Origin of the sequence: Euhalothece natronophila Z-M001 (assembly GCF_007904085.1) — a bacterium.
In the GTDB taxonomy this organism is placed as follows: domain Bacteria; phylum Cyanobacteriota; class Cyanobacteriia; order Cyanobacteriales; family Rubidibacteraceae; genus Halothece; species Halothece natronophila.
Window position 1 is genome coordinate 1,447,326 of sequence record NZ_CP042326.1, and the last position, 16,897, is coordinate 1,464,222.

The following is a 16,897-nucleotide window of genomic DNA, read 5'->3' on the forward strand; positions in this document are numbered from 1 at the left end:
TGACTTTAGTTCAAGAAATAATCACCTAAGTTCATCGAAGTTCACTTAAAATCACATAAAATCATTTAAGTTCACTTATTTTTTTTTGATTTAGAAGAATAAAATCCCCTATACTAGAAACTAGCGTGACTCTAAATCTGGCAATTAATGGACATCGAAACAGCAATTGCTTGTATTAACTATCTTCTGATCCATAACACTGCAAATGGTGAAAGAATTAACGAAATAGAAGAAGAACTTCTCCGTGGTTGTTGGGAAGGAAAAAGTTATCAACAAATTGCGCGAGAATCCAAGCGAACCAATGATAGAAGCTATATTAGTAACTGTGCCTCTGCTCTTTGGAAAGACTTATCAGAAGCTCTAGGAGAAAATATTAAACTCAGTTCTTTAAAAAATGCCCTTCAAGATTGGTATAATTCTGGTGGAAAAGCTAAATTAGAATCTCGTGGTTTTTATCCTCGCCAAAGACATCAATTTTTTAATTTATTAAATAACAACAACTATATTTATCGTCAAGAAGAAGAAACTTGTTATTATGCTATAGTTCAAAACATTTGTTTACGGTTAAAAGGCTTAACTCAAGTTGGTAAAACTGTCATGATCAAGCGAGTAATTTCTCGCTTAAAAGAAGAAAAAAAATATAATTTTGTTTATTTAAGCTTCAAAGAGATTGAAAACGAACGCTTAACTAATCTTGAAGATTTAATTCGCTGGTTAGCTGAAAAAATAACGAAAAAACTTAATTATAATTATGATCTTGACAATTACTGGAAACCCAAACGTCTTGGGGCAATTGTTCAATGTAGCAGTTATTTAGAGGAATATATTTTGTCTAAATTAGAATACCCAGTAGTTTTATGTATCGATGATGTCCATTTACTTTTACCTTACCAACAGATTAATGATAACTTTTTTAAAATGCTACGATCATGGTTAGAAAAGGAAGATCCAGTTTGGAGAGACTTTTTCCGTCTAGCGATTATCTATACCACTGATATTTATACCTCCCAAGATATTAACCGATCTCCATTTAATTTGGGAACAGTAGTTGAGTTATCGGAATTTAATGAAGATGAAGTCGAAAAAGTCATTAAAACTTATCCCCGTATTCAACCTGAACAATTACCTTCAAATTCAGTTACTCAATTCCGTCATCTCATTAATGATAATCCCTATTTACTAACTATTGCTCTTGAATACCTTAGTGTTCATCCCAAACAAACACTATTAGATATTATCTCCACTGCTTCAACTGATGTGGGAATTTATCAAGCCCATTTACGTAATTTATGGCTTAAATTAGAGCAAAATTCAGAACTAGAAGCCCTATTTAAAAAAGTTATCAAATCTCCAAATAAAGTAATGCTAAAACCACACCAAAGCGATTTTCTACAAAGAATGGGGCTAGTAAAAATTCTTCCTGAAGGTGGAGTTAAACCTCGTTGTGAGTTATATCGTCAGTATTTTAGTCGCTATTGGAGTTAAGTAATTTTGATTAATAATTATAAGAGTGACTTTCGATATAAATATGATGGAGGAAGTCTTTCTAGTAATTCTCCCACCTATGTAACCCGTCAAGCTGATTTTGATCTTTACCATGCTCTACTTAATCAGGAATATTGTCATATTTTTAATGCTAGACAGATGGGAAAATCAAGTTTAAGGAAACGTATTAAAGCACAATTGAATGAGCAAAATTTTGCTTGTTGTACTATTGACATGAGTACTATTTGTGGCAAAGAAGTCAGCAAAGAAAATTTTTATCAAGACTTATTTCATAATCTCAAAGTTAATCTTAAAATTGATCCCACTGAAGCTAATTACCTAGCGTGGGAACAAAATAGAGAATCATTTTCTTTAGAGAGGCAATTTATTGAATTAATAGAAAAAGTGATTCTGGTTCAAATTAGATCCCCTATTGTAATTTTTTTGATGAAATTGATAGTCTTTTAACACTTTCCTTTGAAAAGGATAAATGGTTACAATTAATTCGCAGTTTTTATGATCGTCGCTATCATAATAAAGATCAAAAATTAACACGTTTAAGTTTCGTCTTTATTGGAGTAGTTAGTACATCAGATTTGATAATTAATGCTGATTCGACACTTTTTAATATCAGTAAATCAATTGAGATAACTGATTTTAAACTAAGAGAGTGCCAACCATTAGAAAGAGGATTGACTGATTTTGTTGAAGATACTCACACGGTAATGAAGGAGATATTAAAATGGACAGGGGGGCAACCTTTCTTAACTCAAAAAATATGCTGGTTAATCACTAAAAATGCACCTATAAAAAAGGGAAGTGAGTCTGTTAAAATTAGGCAAATCATTCTTAATGATATATTAACTAATTGGGAATCAACCGACAGTCCTGAACATTTAAAGACTATTCGCGATCGCCTTTTGTGGCAGTTTCGTTATCCTTTCACAGGTTCCAAAAGAATGAAGACTTGGCATCAAATACTAAGAAAAAAAGACGATTATAATTTTCCGCCTCCTAGTACACAAATTCTATCTTGGTACTTATTAATATTAAAACGCAGTTATATAATTTATTCCGAATGCAATCGCGCACAAAAGTATTTACTTAGATCAGGATTAGTACGATGCCAAAATAATCGCTTAGTGATCAAAAATGAAATCTACCGGGCTGTTTTTACAGAAGCATGGGCAAAACATCAGTTAAAAGCTATAAATTCAGGAAATCATTTACGACGATGGGTATTGCTAGGAGTTGGAGGACTCGGACTTTTATCAGTGTTTGGCTTACAATGCTTACCAATTGAGGAAGCTTTTCCCCCTATGCCAGAAGAAAATCAAGACCAACGTTTGAAAAACTCGCCACTAAATCCACATCTCACAGACCATAATCTTTGATTTGTCGAGGGAGGATGTCACACGAGAATACTAGGCTCTTTTTGAGTGGGAATCACTTTTAAAACATTTTGTTGAGCGCAATAAGCAAGGTCTTCGGTTTGTCCCAGTCGTAATAAGCGCTGTCCATGACTGGATAGATGAAACAACTCTAACAGGTTATCCTGCCATTGTGAGTATAGCGCGATCGCGCCAATCACTTCATCATTCCCCACACTTTTCGCTATTTTATGACTTAAAGGTGGTAAAAGGAGAGAAGCAATTTTCCCCGCGCAAGCTGTATCCTCAAGGGAATAACTCCCCTGCCAACCTGAACACACTAGCCACACAGTTTCTGGTTGTTCCTGCTTCAAATAATCAATAACAGAATGATCATTGACAAATGCTGCTGTCAGTACCACCGAGGAGTTTTCAACTCGATGCAGGGCGCGAGTGCCATTAGTGGTACTGAGAAAAAATCGTTTCCCTTTCACCAACTCACAAGTACAGTCTAGAGGAGAATTCCCTAAATCACACCCTTCTACCTTTGCGCCTCCCCTTTCCCCGGCTCGCAAACGCAGTTTGGTTTCCCATTTAGCACTGACATCCATTAATTCTTCAATATCACTAAAGGCTTGCACTGCTTCAGCCCCTGCAGCCAAGACTGTTGCAATGGTCGTTGTTGCCCTTAGCACATCAATTACAACTGCACAATCAGGCAGATAATCGGTTGGCGTTGCTTCTGGGGTCTCATAAACAAATAGCTTCACAGTTCTTAGGAGTTTTAGGCAAACATCACCCTGACAATTTAACCAGAAAATGTCATCATAGAGTTAAGAGTTTTGTAAAGAAGTATAACAAACTATGAGCGATAAAGAAAAGAATTATTCTTGGAAAGGAAGTCCTAATGCAGGGCTAGTGTTAAGCATTCTGGCATTATTAGGTGGCATTGCTTTTATCCTTGTCGGCTTTACGGGTTAACCAATTGAACCCCATCCCGTTAAATCAAAGATTATAACGGGAGATTCCCATATAGGCTCTTATCTAGGCTTCCCATACCTTAAAGTTCATAAAATGGTTTTTCCTTTAGGGATTTAATCGTGGTGGTAATCCAAAGATAAAAGTCTTTTTAGTATAACGAGGATGCCGTTTTCACCATGGTTCTTAATTAAAAATTATAAGATTGTTGTGGCATTTCTGCACCAACGTGCTTTTGTTGACGCTGTCTAGCAATTTGTTCTTGTCGCCAACGTTCGGCAAAACGATCGCGCTGTTCCTTAGTTAATTGATCATAGCAATAAGGACAAGAAACCCCAGGCTGATATTTCTCTGATTTACGATCTTCTGGAGATAAGGGATGACGACAGCCGTAACAAATTTCATGGTTTCCCTTTTCTAAATTCTCATTTACGGCAACACGATGATCAAAAACAAAACACTCTCCTTGCCATAACGATTCTTCAGGAGAAATGCTATCTAAATAATTTAATATGCCGCCGTTGAGTTGATAGACTTCTTCAAATCCTTGTTCTTTTAAGTAAGCACTAGCTTTTTCACAACGGATTCCGCCTGTGCAAAACATGGCAATTTTTTTGTGTTGTTTGGGATCAAGATTTTCTTCCACAAATTCAGGAAACTCACGAAAATGATCTGTTTTAGGAGAAATCGCATTTTGAAATGTTCCCACTTTATATTCATATTCATTACGAGTATCAATCACTAACACTTCGGGATCAGTAATTAATTTATTCCATGTTTCGGGATCAATATGTTGTCCTGTGGTAATTTTGGGATTAATTTCTTCAACTCCCATGGTGACAATTTCTGGCTTGATTTTAACTTTCATGCGATGAAAAGGGGGGTTATCACTTTCAGAAAATTTGGGCTGAATATCGGCAAAGCGCTGATCTTGTTTCAAAAAGTGAATAAAGTTATCAAGGTTTTCTTGTTCTCCAGAAAGGGTAGCATTAATTCCTTCTGATGCTAATAAAATGGTTCCTTTTAGATTTTGTTGTTGGCAAAAACTGAGAGCGCGATCGCGCAGTTCTTCTAAATTCTCTAATTCAATAAATTTATAAAACGTAACCACAAGCATTCTTGATACCTCCTTCTATTTAATCGCCAAAAATCCCTGAAAACAAATATATTTCATTATCGTTGTAATATCAACAAACCCTGCTCTTTCTAACAAGCCTAAATTCCCGGCTGTCGAAAATGGTTCTAACACCCCTTTTAAGCTACGACTCTTGGCGATAATTTCATCTCCAGAATATCCCTGATTTAGTTTATAATCATTATAAAGGGTGGTCATCATATCCTGAAAGCGAGCATCTGGACTGCGAACTTTTTCAAACAGTAAAAAACCACCGCCCCAATTAAGAGATTGATAAATGCGATTAAACAATAACTGGCGATGTTTTGGTTTGATAAACTGCATTGTATAGTAAGCAAAAATTAAATCTGCTTTTTCTAATTCTATCTCTAGTAAATTTTCTTCTCGAATTTCCACATTAGAAAAGTTTTGACAACTTTTTTGTGCATATTGAACCATCTCTGTTTCCACATCAATGCCAATAAATTGTATTCGCTTAGCTTGATGGTGTTGCGCTAACAGAGTAAGTAATTTTCCTGTAGAACAGCCCAAATCATAGCAAACTGAACTATCATCAAGGAAAAAATCAGAAATACTGACCCCTAGTTCGTGGGAAGCATTATAAAATGGGATAGATTTTTCTATATGCTGATCAAAGTGTTTAGTTAGATCACCACTAAATGACCAGTTAGCATTGTCTGCGTTAATTTGATCGCCCACGTGTATCATACTATTTTTAATACTTTAATCCTACATAATACTTTTAGCAGAAGGGCTGTGAATCCGACGACTACAACTCGCGCGTTCCTTTGCGCCGTACGAGGTAGTTTATTAGAGAATGCGCTCTTAAATCCATCCTCGTAGCCAATAAACAAAAATGCCAAGATATTCTTTGAGCACTCGGGTGCTTTGTTCAAGATGATCAGCATCAGGGAGAGAATTTAATAAAGTGGCTTGGGGGGTACTTTGTAGTTGTTGCCAATGTTGCCTAGTAATAGAAAAATCAGTGGGAGCTGGAATAATATCAATCTCCTGTTTTTTAAAGGTTAAAACTGACCGTGGCATATGAGAAGCCGAAGTCACTAACAAACATTGCTTAATCCCTTTTTCCTCTAAAATTTCTTGAGTGTAAACCGCATTATCATGGGTATTGAGGGCTTGCGGTTCTTCAATTACTGCCGAAGCTGGCACTCCGATTTCTACCAGTAACTGTTTCATATTTGTTGCTTCAGGAGTATCATTGCCTAACCAAGAAATGCGTCCGCCTGTTGCAATGATGAGAGGGGCTTTTCCTTGCTTATAAAGGTGAGCTGCATATAAAACGCGATCGCCTGCTCCTGTTATTTCCACAGTATTCCGCGGAGGAATGGGAGCTTGAGTTGATCCTCCTAATAAAATAATTGCCTCTGCTTCGGGTAATTTCTCATTCTCATTAGAAATATGTTGCCATTCTAAAGATTGAGTTAACCCAGAACTCACCCAAGCATTACTAAAAATTAAAAGTACCCCTAAAGCAATCCCCATCGGAAATAGAGCAAAATAAGGACGTTTCCAAGCAATAATTAACCCCACTAATAACAGAATACTTGCCAACCCTAGCGGATAAACAAAAAGCGGAAGTAGTTTAGAAAAAAAGAGAAACATATTTAATTCGTTATTCGTTTATGAAGGACAAACCCCAAACGACTCTCTCCAGAGAAAGATTCTGCTTCAAAGCTCTTTAATCAGAGGTCTAAGCACGATATAGTAGCAATTGTTAAGTTAAATCACAAAGGATTAAAGTCTAATGAGTGTAGCTGTTGAACAAATGGTTCCTGATGTCGTATTTCGGACTCGTGTCCGTGATGAATCTGTTGGAGGAGAAAATCCATTTCGCTGGCAAGATCGGACGACTCAAGAGATTTTTGGTGGCAAACGAATAGTTTTATTTGCTCTGCCTGGAGCATTTACTCCTACTTGTTCTTCTACTCACTTGCCTCGTTATGAAGAATTATATGATGAAATCCGCGCTCAGGGAATTGATGAGATAATTTGTCTCTCCGTGAATGATGCCTTTGTTATGTTCCAGTGGGCGAAAAAACAAGGAGCAGAAAAAGTATTTATGCTTCCCGATGGCAATGGAGATTTTACCCGTAAAATGGGAATGCTTGTAGAAAAAGAAAATCTTGGCTTTGGAATGCGCTCTTGGCGTTATTCGATGGTGGTTAACGATTGTAAAATTGAAAAAATGTTCATTGAGCCAGATTATCAGGATAACTGCCCCACTGATCCCTTTGAAGTTTCTGATGCTGATACCATGCTAGCTTATCTCAAAGGGTCAAAAAGTTAGTTTTGCTTAACCAATTTCCTCTTTTCCTAGAAAGGGGATCAGGTTTCTAATTAGCTACAATGCTGGTATAGTCGTTCCAATTCAGTTCCGTAGTGCAGCCATCTTGGCTGCTACTAGGGAGCAAGATGCTCCCACTACTTTTAGGTTGCTGTTTTTTATTTGGAATCACTATAAAACCTGACTCCCCTTTTGTTATGCTTACCCTAATTTTGTGCCATCAAACTGCTGACTTTGACGCTTTAGGGGCAGCAGTGGGGTTAACTCGCCTCCATACAGGGTCAAAATTTGTTTTAACAGGTGGAGCACATCCAGGAGTAAAATCCTTTCTCGCCTTACATCGGGATGAGTTAGCTGTCATTGAACAGCGCAGTGTTCATCCTGAAGATATTGAAACCTTAATTGTTGTTGATACCCAACACCGTCAGCGGTTAGGTAAAGCTCAAAGTTGGTTTGATCTTCCCCAACTCAAAAATATTCTGCTCTATGATCATCACCCCTTAGAAGGGGATATTCCCGCAACAATTACCCAAATTGATAACGTTGGGGCAACTTGCACCCTAGTAGTAGAAGAATTAAGGGCAAATGAGGCAAGTTTAAGCGCGATCGAAGCCACTGTGATGGCATTAGGGATTCATGCCGATACAGGATCACTTACTTTTCCTCAAAGTACCTCCCGCGATGCCAAGGCTTTAGCCTGGTTAATGGAACAAGGAGCCAATATTAGTCTCATTGCGGAGCATGGGGAACCCAGTCTTTCCCCTCAGCTACAAACACTTTTCTCAGAAGCCCTAGACACCGTCCAGACTGAAACAATACAGGGTTATACTTTAGGGTGGGTATTTCTCAGTGGAGAAAAATTTGTTCCGGGTTTATCCAGTGTCACCGAACGGTTAATTGAAGTCATTGAAGCTGATGCCCTTTTACTGGTTCATAGTTATTTTCACAGTAATGAACATCGAGCGAGTCTGATTGCCCGTTGCAGTATTCCTACAATTGATCTTAATGAAATTTTAGTGCCCTATGGCGGTGGCGGGCATAAGCAAGCGGCTTCGGCAAACTTAAAAACTGATCACCCTCAAGAAATTCTCACTGAACTCATAGAAACCCTCAAATCAAAAATTCCCCACCCTCCCACAGCAAGGGAACTAATGTCTTCTCCGGTTCGCACCATCCTTCCTGATACTACCATTGATGAAGCCCAACGCATTCTCCTCCGTTATGGACATTCGGGGTTATCAGTGGTTGATGAAAATCAAGAATTAGTGGGAATTATTTCGCGTCGGGATCTTGACCTCGCCTTACATCATGGTTTTGGTCATGCCCCAGTTAAAGGATATATGACGCGGAATCTTAAAACGATTACTACTGATACGGTTTTACCTGACATTGAAGACTTAATGGTCACCTATGACGTAGGCAGATTACCAGTTTTAGAGAATCATCAACTACTTGGCATTGTCACCCGTACCGATGTTTTACGCCAATTGCATCAAGAACGGGGAACCGAGAATAAAGATCAAGATCATCAGTCTTTAGTTTCCGCTTGCCTACTTCCCAATTTTAAGCAGCGACTGCGCCCCGAACTATGGAAATTACTCTCCTTTGCCGCTACTGAAGCACAAAAACGAGGGTGGCATCTTTACCTGGTTGGTGGTGCAGTACGAGATATTCTCCTTGCCAACCCCCAGCAAACAGACTCAGAAATTTTTCTGCAAGATATTGATTTAGTGGTTGATGGCTTCCATCGGGTTGCAGAAGTGGGCGCAGGAGTAGAACTTGCGAAAGCCTTACAAGCTGATTATCCATCCGCGCGTCTGGAAGTCCATGGGGAATTTCAAACGGCAGCTTTGCTCTGGCATAATGATCCTGAACTAGACTCATTATGGATTGATATTGCCACCGCGAGAACCGAGTTTTATCCCTATCCTGCAGCCAACCCAGAAGTAGAAGCGAGTTCTATTCGTCAAGATTTATACCGCCGTGACTTTACCATTAATGCCCTTGCCATTCGCTTAACTTCACCGAAAAGCGGGGAACTTCTTGACTTTTTTGGAGGATTACTCGATTTAAGATCAGGGCTAATTCGGGTGTTACATGCTAATAGTTTTATTGAAGATCCCACTCGCATTTATCGGGCGGTGCGTTTTGCGGTGCGTCTTGGTTTTGAAGTGGAAGCGCAAACAGAAGACTATATTCGCTATGCCATTGCCAGTGGGGCTTATGATCGCTCTCGCGCTGAAAATCGTAAAGCCCCCGCTTTGCAAACTCGCCTCAAAGGAGAACTTAAATACATTCTAGAGGCAAGCTATTGGCAACCAGCTCTTAAAAAGTTATCGGCTCTCAATGCGTTAAAGTGTCTGCATCCTAAACTGAGCTTAGATCGTCAGTTATGGTGGCAATTACGATTTTTAGGACGCTGTTTAAGACGATTTGATCCTAATCATACCCTAACCCATTGGCAAATGCGCTTAGAGGTGATGATTGCTTCTTTACCAGAACAAAGGGTGATGGTTGCTCAACAGTTAGAACTTCCCCATGACAGTATTAAACGCTTAGAACAGTTGGCAGCGAGAGAAGAGGAGGTAGAGAAAAAATTATCCCTCTCTCTTTCTTCTCAGGAGAAACATGATCTCTACGAAACTTTACGACAGAAACGGGGAGAATTATTGAATTTACCCCCTAATCAGGTGCAAATTCCCATTGAGAAAACTTTATTTCGCGAGGGATATCATCCTTACACTCTTGTAAAGCATTTAAGTTCTTATAAACTGCCGATGTTAGTTTTATTGGCAGTGCGTTGTTCTCCTCTTGTTAGAAAACGAATTTGGCACTATATTAACCATTGGTCGCAGGTGAAGGCTCCAGTAAATGGGAATGATCTTAAGGCATGGGGGTATAAACCCGGTCCCCAATATCGGGAGATGCTAGAAAGTGTATTAGAGGAAACCCTGAATGGGGTAATTCAAACTAAGGAAGAGGGAAAGCAGTTTTTAAGCTCAATTTACGAAAGCTGATTAAAAAAAGATTCATCCACGTCATAGCCTAACATTTGACTAAAAGCAGTAATCCGCCCATAGCCAGACACCTCTTGCGTTTTTAACCAGTCATATAAAATAAATACCTTACGCATCACGAACAATTCTAGGGCTTCAGGATTAAATTGGATGCCTTCAGCCCGACTAAACTGGTGAGGAACTAACATAGCAGTATAACGAGCTAATTCCCCATTGCGCCAGTCAAGAAAGAAGATAAACCAAGGATAAACCGTGTCTAGGCGTAAAAACCAGAGACGAACTTCAGGAACTTCTGACCACTCGCGAGGATCACTCTCCTCTCGGGGATAATCAAACTGGAATTGGAATTGTTGTTCAAATTCGGTTAGGTTTCCTTGCGTTAAAATTGGCTCTAATTCACGCTGTAATGGTGATAAATCAAGCTGATCAATGCTATCTTTAGTTAATTTGATGGTAATGGTCATTGTTAAAAAAGCTCGTTATTGTTGAATTATATTAGGACAAGATTGACTAAAACAGGGAATTTTATGGGCTTAAAACAGAATTTGTTTATTTCATTACTAGCTTGTGCAGGAATTTGGGGTGCGACAATTCCCCCCTCTTATTCCCAAGCCTTACTGCCACATACTTTAGAACCAAACTTTGAAAGTTTAGAAGAACAGGGAGTTCGGTTAGCTCAAGATGCGGCGCAACTGGTTCGCTTCCAACAATTTGATGCTGCCTTAGCACGGGTAAAAGTGGCAACCCAACTTGCGCCAGAAGTTTATGAACCTTGGTTTATTTTAGGCAGTTTACAAGTAAGAAACGATAATCCTGAAGAGGCAATTACTGCTCTTAAAAAAGCCCATGAACTTGCCCCAGATGAGTCAAGAGTGTTATTTACCCTTGGCTCGGCTTATTTTCGTCAAGGAGACTATGAGCAAGCAGTAGCAGAATTACAAGCAGGCTTAGAGATTGAACCAAACTCTCCCGAAGCTCTTTTTGATCTCGGTAATGCTTATTTCCAACTAGATGACTATGATAGCGCGATCGCGGCTTATGAAGAGGCATTTGAGTTAGAAGCAGGATTTTGGCCAGCCATTAATAATATTGGCTTAATTCGCTATGAACAAGGAGATGTGGAACAAGCCATTGCCGACTGGGAAACTGCCATGGAAATTACAGATGAGTTTGCCGAACCTAAACTCGCTATTGCTGTGGCGCTGTATCAACAAGGAAGAGAACAAGAAGCTCATTCTTTAGGAGAAGAAGCCTTACAGCAAGATGAACGTTATGGTACTCTTGACTTTCTAGAAGAAAACCTTTGGGGAGAAAAATTACTCACTGATGCAGCAGAGTTTTTCCTATCTCCCCCCATGGAAGAAACCCTCACTCGTTTACAAATTACCCCACCTGATCCAGAGTAGTTAAAGTCTCTCTAACAGCAATAGGTACTAGGCATGGCAAAACAGTTAAATCTTACGGGCGGTAATCAAATTATTCCCACAGCCCTCCACTCGGAAATGCAACAATCGTATTTAGAATATGCGATGAGCGTCATTGTGGGGCGAGCCTTACCCGATGTTCGTGATGGCTTAAAACCTGTTCATCGACGGATTTTATATGCAATGCATGAGCTAGGGTTAACCCCAGATCGTCCCTTTCGGAAATGCGCTCGCGTGGTTGGGGATGTTCTAGGGAAATATCATCCTCACGGGGATCAAGCGGTGTATGATGCGCTGGTGCGGATGGTACAGGAATTTGCCACTCGTTATCCACTGTTAGCAGGACATGGCAATTTTGGCTCTCTGGATAATGATCCTCCTGCTGCCATGCGTTACACCGAAACCCGACTTGCCCCCCTCGCCACTGAAGCCCTCCTCAATAACATTGGGGAAGCAACGGTGGATTTTGTGGGTAACTTTGATAATTCCCAACAAGAACCTGTGGTGTTACCAGCACAATTGCCAGTGCTGCTTCTCAATGGCTGTTCAGGAATTGCTGTGGGGATGGCAACGAATATTCCGCCTCATAATCTAGGGGAAGTGGTGGATGGGTTAATTGCCCTCATTGATAAGCCTGAGTTACCCGATGAAAAGTTATGGGAGTTAATTCCAGCCCCTGATTTTCCTACTGGTGGCGAAATTATTGATTTAGAGGGAGTGAAAGAAGCCTATCGCACAGGGCGCGGTACAGTTCGGGTGCGAGGAGTGGTAAAAGTAGAACAGTTGCATTACCGCCGTCGTCATCGTACCGCCCTAGTAGTGACTGAGTTTCCCTACCAAGTGAATAAGGCAAGTTGGATTGAAAAAGTTGCCGAGTTAGTGAATGGGGGACGCATTGAGGGCATTGCTGATATACGGGATGAGAGCGATCGCGCTGGCGTGCGTGTTGTCATTGAGTTAAAACGGGATGCTTCTTCCGATGAGGTATTGGGGCAACTCTATCATCAGACGGCTCTACAATCCAATTTTGGGACAATTCTTCTCGCTTTAGTGGATAATGCCCCCTGTCAACTGTCTTTAAGGGGATTATTAGAGAATTTTCTCCGCTTTCGAGAGGAAACTCTCACTCGTCAATATACCCACCAGTTAGAGGTGGCAAGAAAACGCTTACACCTGGCAGAAGGCTTATTAACGGCGCTTAATCATCTAGATGCAGTGATTGATATTCTCAGAAATGCCCCTGATGGTAGTACCGCGAAGGCACAGTTACAGGTGCAATTAGGTATTAGTGATCAGCAAGGGGATTCCATTTTAGCCATGCCCATGCGCCGTTTAACGGGGTTAGAGCGACAAAAATTAGAGGCGGAAGTGAATGAGTTACAGGGAGAAATTGAAAAGTTAGAAACGCTTTTAGGAGATCGTAAGGAGTTATTAAAATCTCTGAAAAAAGAATTACGGGGCTTAAAACGGCGTTATGGTAATGAGCGACGCACTCGCCTTGTGACAGAAACGAAAGTTGCGTCAAAATCAAAAGAAAAAACTGGGAAAAAGCAAACAGCAACTCCTGTCAAAGTTACGGATCAACCTTCAGACTCAGCGTTAATCGAAATTACCCAACAAGAGAAAATTTACTGGTGTGAACAGCCGACGGAAGAAAAGGGAAGTAAAAGCAAAGATTTTGTGGTATTTCGCGATCAATTAAAAACGGAATCCCCCTTAATTGCCATTACCGATTCAGGGAAAGCCTATGCTGTCAAAAAAGACAGTGTCAGTGCTGTTTATCAGCAGAAAACGCCATTAAAGAAAGTTTTACAAGGAATTGGCAGTAAAAGTGAAGAATCTTGTCTCCATTATGGCTATTTACCACAACAAGATTTAATTCTGTTAACACAACAAGGGCGGATTAAACGGTTGTCAGCGTCAGAAGTGGCAAATATTGGCAATCGGGGGCTAACATTGCTGAAATTAAAAGAGCGCGATCGCGTTGTCGATTTATGTTTAGCCAGAGAAGAAGAAGACTTATTACTGGCAACTTCTGCAGGACGAATTTTGCGATTTAAAATTGATGAAATTCAAGTTCCCCCCATGGGACGCAGCGCCCAAGGTAATCTTGCCACCCGTTTACGGCAAAATGAACAGCCTGTGGGATGTGTTTCCCTCTCATCGGAAGATTCTATTTTAGTGGTTTCAGAATTAGGCTATGGAAAAAGAATCCCTGTTAATGCACTGAGACGGGGAAGCCGTGGTGATATTGGCACACAGGGACTGCAATTTATAAATAGCAGCGATCGCGTTTCGGGAATGCTTCCAGGACAACCAGAAAAACAGATGGTTAAGTTAGTCAGTAATCAAGGGCGAGTCTTTACCCTGAATATTAAAGATGTCCCCTTTTGGGGAAAAGATGGTGTCGGCGATCGCGTGGTGCAATTAAAGGGAGAAGAGAAGATTACCCAACTCATTCCCCTTCATCTCGCCTAACTCGCATTTGCAATTTGTAAGCGAGTTTTTAACATCCGATCCATCCATTGTTCTAAATAACGGCGATTAGCCCGTTTTTCCTCAATATCAGTGGTATCAAAGGGATGAGGGGCAAGCCCTCGCACTGCCGCCGTCGTAACACAAAACATCGACTTTTGGAAACTCTGACAAATTTTAACTAATAAGTCTCCTTCTCCTCGTCCCCATTGCTGATAAAATTCTGTTAAATAGTCAGGGAGAAAATGTCTCATATCCTGCATCAATAAGGTTGGGGGAACACCAGCCGTTCCAGTGGCAACCACATCTGCGTGTAACGCTCCATAACCAAACTCCTCTTGTTGGACCGGAATTTGATAGGCTTGGGCATTATAGGAAACTAATCCGGGGAAGGGAGTCCCACGGAAGAAAATGGATTCCACATAGGGAACTGCTGTATCTGGAAGGAAAGTTAACCCTGCTGACTCGGGAATCAGATCATAGGTTTTACCCCGTAAGGTAACACTGTAAGTAATGGGGAAATTGGCATCAGCAACTAACCCATCTTGAATATGTTGGACAACATCGGGGACATTTTTAATTTCGCCGTTTAAGTAGCGATCGCTGAGTTCTAAAAAGATTTTACTCATGATCGTCCAAAAATCTCCCAGACCTTTATAATAAGCCATTTGACGCATATGCTCGGTCAAAAAGTCTTCAAAAACAACATGAAAACCGAACATTAGGGGATTAAACTTAAACTTTTCTCGAATTAGTTGATCAGCAATTTTTTTAAATTCTGGCGAGTCTAAATAGTCATCTAAACCGCCACCCCCATGCCACATCATCACTCGCATGACATATTCAGCATATTCATAATTAATGCGATCATGCCACCAGTGGCGCAATAGTTTTTTAGGAGTTACTTCCCCATTAAAATACTTAAAGAAATTGAAAAAAACTAAGAACTGATGTTCCGCAATATATTTTAAGTTCTTGGCATAGGCATCTAAAACAACACCATAACTCTTTAAAATCCCCACTACTTCAATTAAGTTTTCGGGGGAATCTTTTAATAGTGCTTCTCCTGCTTCTAAACGGTAAATGTCTTCAGCAAGACGATGTTGAGACGGTTCAAACTGTGTAGTAACCATAATAAAATTGTCCTTTGTTATTTGTCCTTTGTCCTTTGTATGCCAATGACCAATGACTAATTAATGAGATTCCAAACTAACCACAGCTTCTCCATGAAACTGAGATAAACTTGCTGTTTCCACTTCACTCCAACGTACAAGCCAATTCGGTTGTAATCCCAAAATGACAATTAAAGCTGCTAATACAATCGCTGGAATGCGGTCAGACCAAGGAACCACAGGTAAATCACTAAATGCTTGGGGTAAACGCCCGAAAAAGACACGGTTAATCATTAATAAGAAATAAACCGCCGTGAGTCCTGTTCCCACCATGCAAAGTAGGGTCGCAATGGTGAAAGTATTAAAAGCACTGCGAAAGACCATAAACTCGGTGATAAAGCCTACCATCCCCGGAATGCCAGCACTTGCCATCACCCCTAAAATCATTAAACTGCCAATAATTGGTAAACCGCGCTCAGGGTTTAGTAAGCCCCGTAAGGTATCCACATCTCGGGTTCCCGTTTTCTTGCCTACAACCCCAACTAATAAGAATAATAACGCTGAGATGAGACCATGACTAACCATTTGTGCCATAGCAGCAACTAAACTGAGGGAAGTAGCCGTGGCAGCCGCTAATAAAATATACGCCATGTGAGCAATGGAAGAATAGGCAACCACTCGCTTCATATCCTTCTGGGAAATGGCGGCTAAAGCCCCAAATAAAGCACTGATGGCGGCAATAATTGCTAAATACGGTGCAAGCACTGCCCATGCTTCAGGGAATAAGCCCACTCCAAAGCGTAAAAGACCATAAGTTCCCAGCTTTAAAAGCACCCCTGCTAAGAGGACAGAAATTGGGGTTGAGGCTTCCACGTGAGCATCAGGTAACCAAGTATGGAAGGGAAAAATGGGAATTTTAATGGCTAACCCCACTAGGAGGATAATCAGGAGAATGATTTGGCTACCAAGGGGAAGCATTTGGGAGCGTAAGGGTTCATAATCAAAGCTAGAAGCCCCACTTAGCCAAACTAATCCTAAGAAAGAAGCTAGGACTAATGCCCCAGAAAGGGCGGTATAAAGCAAGAATTTTGTGGCTGCATAGCCTCGATTGGTTCCTCCCCAAATGGCAATGAGGAAATAAAGGGGAATTAACTCAACTTCGTAAAAGAGGAAGAAGAGTAGCACATTTTGCGCTAAAAATGCTCCTGCTGTTCCTGCAGAGAGAAAGAGAAGGAGGGCATAGTAAAAGCGCGATCGCGCAATTTTGGGACTACTAGCATAAATAGCAACAAACGTGAGAAAACTATTCAAAAAAATTAATGGTAATGCTAGCCCATCAACTCCTAAGGAGTAAGTTAACCCTAATTGCTCTAACCAAGAAAAGGATTCAGACAGGAATAACCCACTTTGGTTAGGGTCAAATTGTAAAGCAATGGCAAAGGTAAAGGCGAGAATGATTCCCGCAAAAACAAACGCTAAAGGACGGGCTTTTTCCGCTTGTTTTTCTGGTAAGAAACCAATGATGATTCCACCAATAACTGGTATCCAAATTAAAGCACTAAGCATAGTTAGTTATTTGTTATTTGTTATTTGTTA

12 protein-coding genes and 1 pseudogene are annotated in these 16,897 nt (G+C 40.3%); 6 read left to right on the top strand and 7 right to left on the bottom strand.

The genetic code is table 11. The features are described 5' to 3' along the window. The first annotated feature begins 147 nt into the window (after window positions 1–147). Together FRE64_RS06960 and FRE64_RS06970 are read left to right on the top strand one after the other, a co-directional pair. The gene (locus FRE64_RS06960; RefSeq protein ID WP_146295294.1) at window positions 148–1,485 is read left to right on the top strand and encodes an AAA-like domain-containing protein; all 1,338 of its coding nucleotides are present in this window, start codon (window positions 148–150) and stop codon (window positions 1,483–1,485) included. 6 nt (window positions 1,486–1,491) lie between these two features. After that, window positions 1,492–2,879, top strand: a pseudogene (locus tag FRE64_RS06970) (AAA-like domain-containing protein). A gap of 17 nt (window positions 2,880–2,896) precedes the next feature. On the opposite strand, the gene FRE64_RS06975 reads toward FRE64_RS06970, so the two are convergent. From FRE64_RS06975 to FRE64_RS06990, 4 genes are all read right to left on the bottom strand, one after another. After that, window positions 2,897–3,625 carry a 2-phosphosulfolactate phosphatase family protein gene (locus FRE64_RS06975; RefSeq protein WP_146295297.1) on the bottom strand — a complete coding sequence of 243 codons (729 nt, stop codon included), beginning with the start codon at window positions 3,623–3,625 and terminating at the stop codon, window positions 2,897–2,899. Window positions 3,626–4,023: 398 nt separating this feature from the next. Next, window positions 4,024–4,950 carry an oxygen-dependent tRNA uridine(34) hydroxylase TrhO gene (trhO, locus tag FRE64_RS06980; protein WP_146295298.1) on the bottom strand — a complete coding sequence of 309 codons (927 nt, stop codon included), beginning with the start codon at window positions 4,948–4,950 and terminating at the stop codon, window positions 4,024–4,026. Window positions 4,951–4,965: 15 nt separating this feature from the next. Then, entirely contained in the window at window positions 4,966–5,676 is a 711-nt protein-coding gene (locus FRE64_RS06985) for a methyltransferase domain-containing protein (RefSeq protein ID WP_146295299.1), read from the bottom strand. A gap of 117 nt (window positions 5,677–5,793) precedes the next feature. After that, the gene (locus tag FRE64_RS06990) at window positions 5,794–6,591 is read right to left on the bottom strand and encodes a YdcF family protein (RefSeq protein WP_146295300.1); all 798 of its coding nucleotides are present in this window, start codon (window positions 6,589–6,591) and stop codon (window positions 5,794–5,796) included. A gap of 142 nt (window positions 6,592–6,733) precedes the next feature. On the opposite strand from FRE64_RS06990, the gene FRE64_RS06995 reads away from it, so the two are divergent. Both FRE64_RS06995 and FRE64_RS07000 read left to right on the top strand, forming a co-directional pair. Continuing rightward, a complete protein-coding gene (locus FRE64_RS06995) occupies window positions 6,734–7,276 on the top strand; it encodes a peroxiredoxin (protein WP_146295301.1) in 543 nt (180 codons plus the stop codon). 194 nt (window positions 7,277–7,470) lie between these two features. Continuing rightward, window positions 7,471–10,290, top strand: a complete 2,820-nt coding sequence (locus FRE64_RS07000) for a CBS domain-containing protein (RefSeq protein WP_146295302.1) — start codon at window positions 7,471–7,473, stop codon at window positions 10,288–10,290. Here the strand turns inward: FRE64_RS07000 and FRE64_RS07005 are convergent. After that, window positions 10,278–10,754, bottom strand: a complete 477-nt coding sequence (locus FRE64_RS07005) for a CRR6 family NdhI maturation factor (protein ID WP_146295303.1) — start codon at window positions 10,752–10,754, stop codon at window positions 10,278–10,280. The two genes, FRE64_RS07000 and FRE64_RS07005, sit on opposite strands and share 13 nt — an antisense overlap. A gap of 63 nt (window positions 10,755–10,817) precedes the next feature. Here FRE64_RS07005 and FRE64_RS07010 point away from each other — a divergent pair, with 63 nt between their 5' ends. Both FRE64_RS07010 and FRE64_RS07015 read left to right on the top strand, forming a co-directional pair. Beyond that, window positions 10,818–11,696 carry a tetratricopeptide repeat protein gene (locus FRE64_RS07010; protein ID WP_146295304.1) on the top strand — a complete coding sequence of 293 codons (879 nt, stop codon included), beginning with the start codon at window positions 10,818–10,820 and terminating at the stop codon, window positions 11,694–11,696. A gap of 33 nt (window positions 11,697–11,729) precedes the next feature. After that, window positions 11,730–14,192 (top strand): DNA gyrase/topoisomerase IV subunit A, encoded by a 2,463-nt coding sequence (locus FRE64_RS07015; protein WP_146295305.1) that lies wholly within the window; start codon window positions 11,730–11,732, stop codon window positions 14,190–14,192. On the opposite strand, the gene FRE64_RS07020 is transcribed toward FRE64_RS07015, so the two are convergent. Next, the gene (locus tag FRE64_RS07020; RefSeq protein WP_146295306.1) at window positions 14,189–15,322 is read right to left on the bottom strand and encodes a CO2 hydration protein; all 1,134 of its coding nucleotides are present in this window, start codon (window positions 15,320–15,322) and stop codon (window positions 14,189–14,191) included. The two genes, FRE64_RS07015 and FRE64_RS07020, sit on opposite strands and share 4 nt — an antisense overlap. A 60-nt stretch (window positions 15,323–15,382) precedes the next feature. Further along, the gene (locus FRE64_RS07025; protein ID WP_146295307.1) at window positions 15,383–16,867 is read right to left on the bottom strand and encodes an NADH-quinone oxidoreductase subunit M; all 1,485 of its coding nucleotides are present in this window, start codon (window positions 16,865–16,867) and stop codon (window positions 15,383–15,385) included. Window positions 16,868–16,897: the final 30 nt, after the last annotated feature.

Coding starts and splice junctions, on each gene's coding strand:
- FRE64_RS07015 (WP_146295305.1), top strand. CDS start 11,730: ATGGCAAAACAGTTAAATCTTACGGGCGGTAATCAAATTATTCCCACA.
- FRE64_RS06990 (WP_146295300.1), bottom strand. CDS start 6,591: ATGTTTCTCTTTTTTTCTAAACTACTTCCGCTTTTTGTTTATCCGCTA.
- FRE64_RS07025 (WP_146295307.1), bottom strand. CDS start 16,867: ATGCTTAGTGCTTTAATTTGGATACCAGTTATTGGTGGAATCATCATT.
- FRE64_RS07000 (WP_146295302.1), top strand. CDS start 7,471: ATGCTTACCCTAATTTTGTGCCATCAAACTGCTGACTTTGACGCTTTA.
- trhO (WP_146295298.1), bottom strand. CDS start 4,950: ATGCTTGTGGTTACGTTTTATAAATTTATTGAATTAGAGAATTTAGAA.
- FRE64_RS07020 (WP_146295306.1), bottom strand. CDS start 15,322: ATGGTTACTACACAGTTTGAACCGTCTCAACATCGTCTTGCTGAAGAC.
- FRE64_RS06960 (WP_146295294.1), top strand. CDS start 148: ATGGACATCGAAACAGCAATTGCTTGTATTAACTATCTTCTGATCCAT.
- FRE64_RS06985 (WP_146295299.1), bottom strand. CDS start 5,676: ATGATACACGTGGGCGATCAAATTAACGCAGACAATGCTAACTGGTCA.
- FRE64_RS07010 (WP_146295304.1), top strand. CDS start 10,818: ATGGGCTTAAAACAGAATTTGTTTATTTCATTACTAGCTTGTGCAGGA.
- FRE64_RS06995 (WP_146295301.1), top strand. CDS start 6,734: ATGAGTGTAGCTGTTGAACAAATGGTTCCTGATGTCGTATTTCGGACT.
- FRE64_RS07005 (WP_146295303.1), bottom strand. CDS start 10,754: ATGACCATTACCATCAAATTAACTAAAGATAGCATTGATCAGCTTGAT.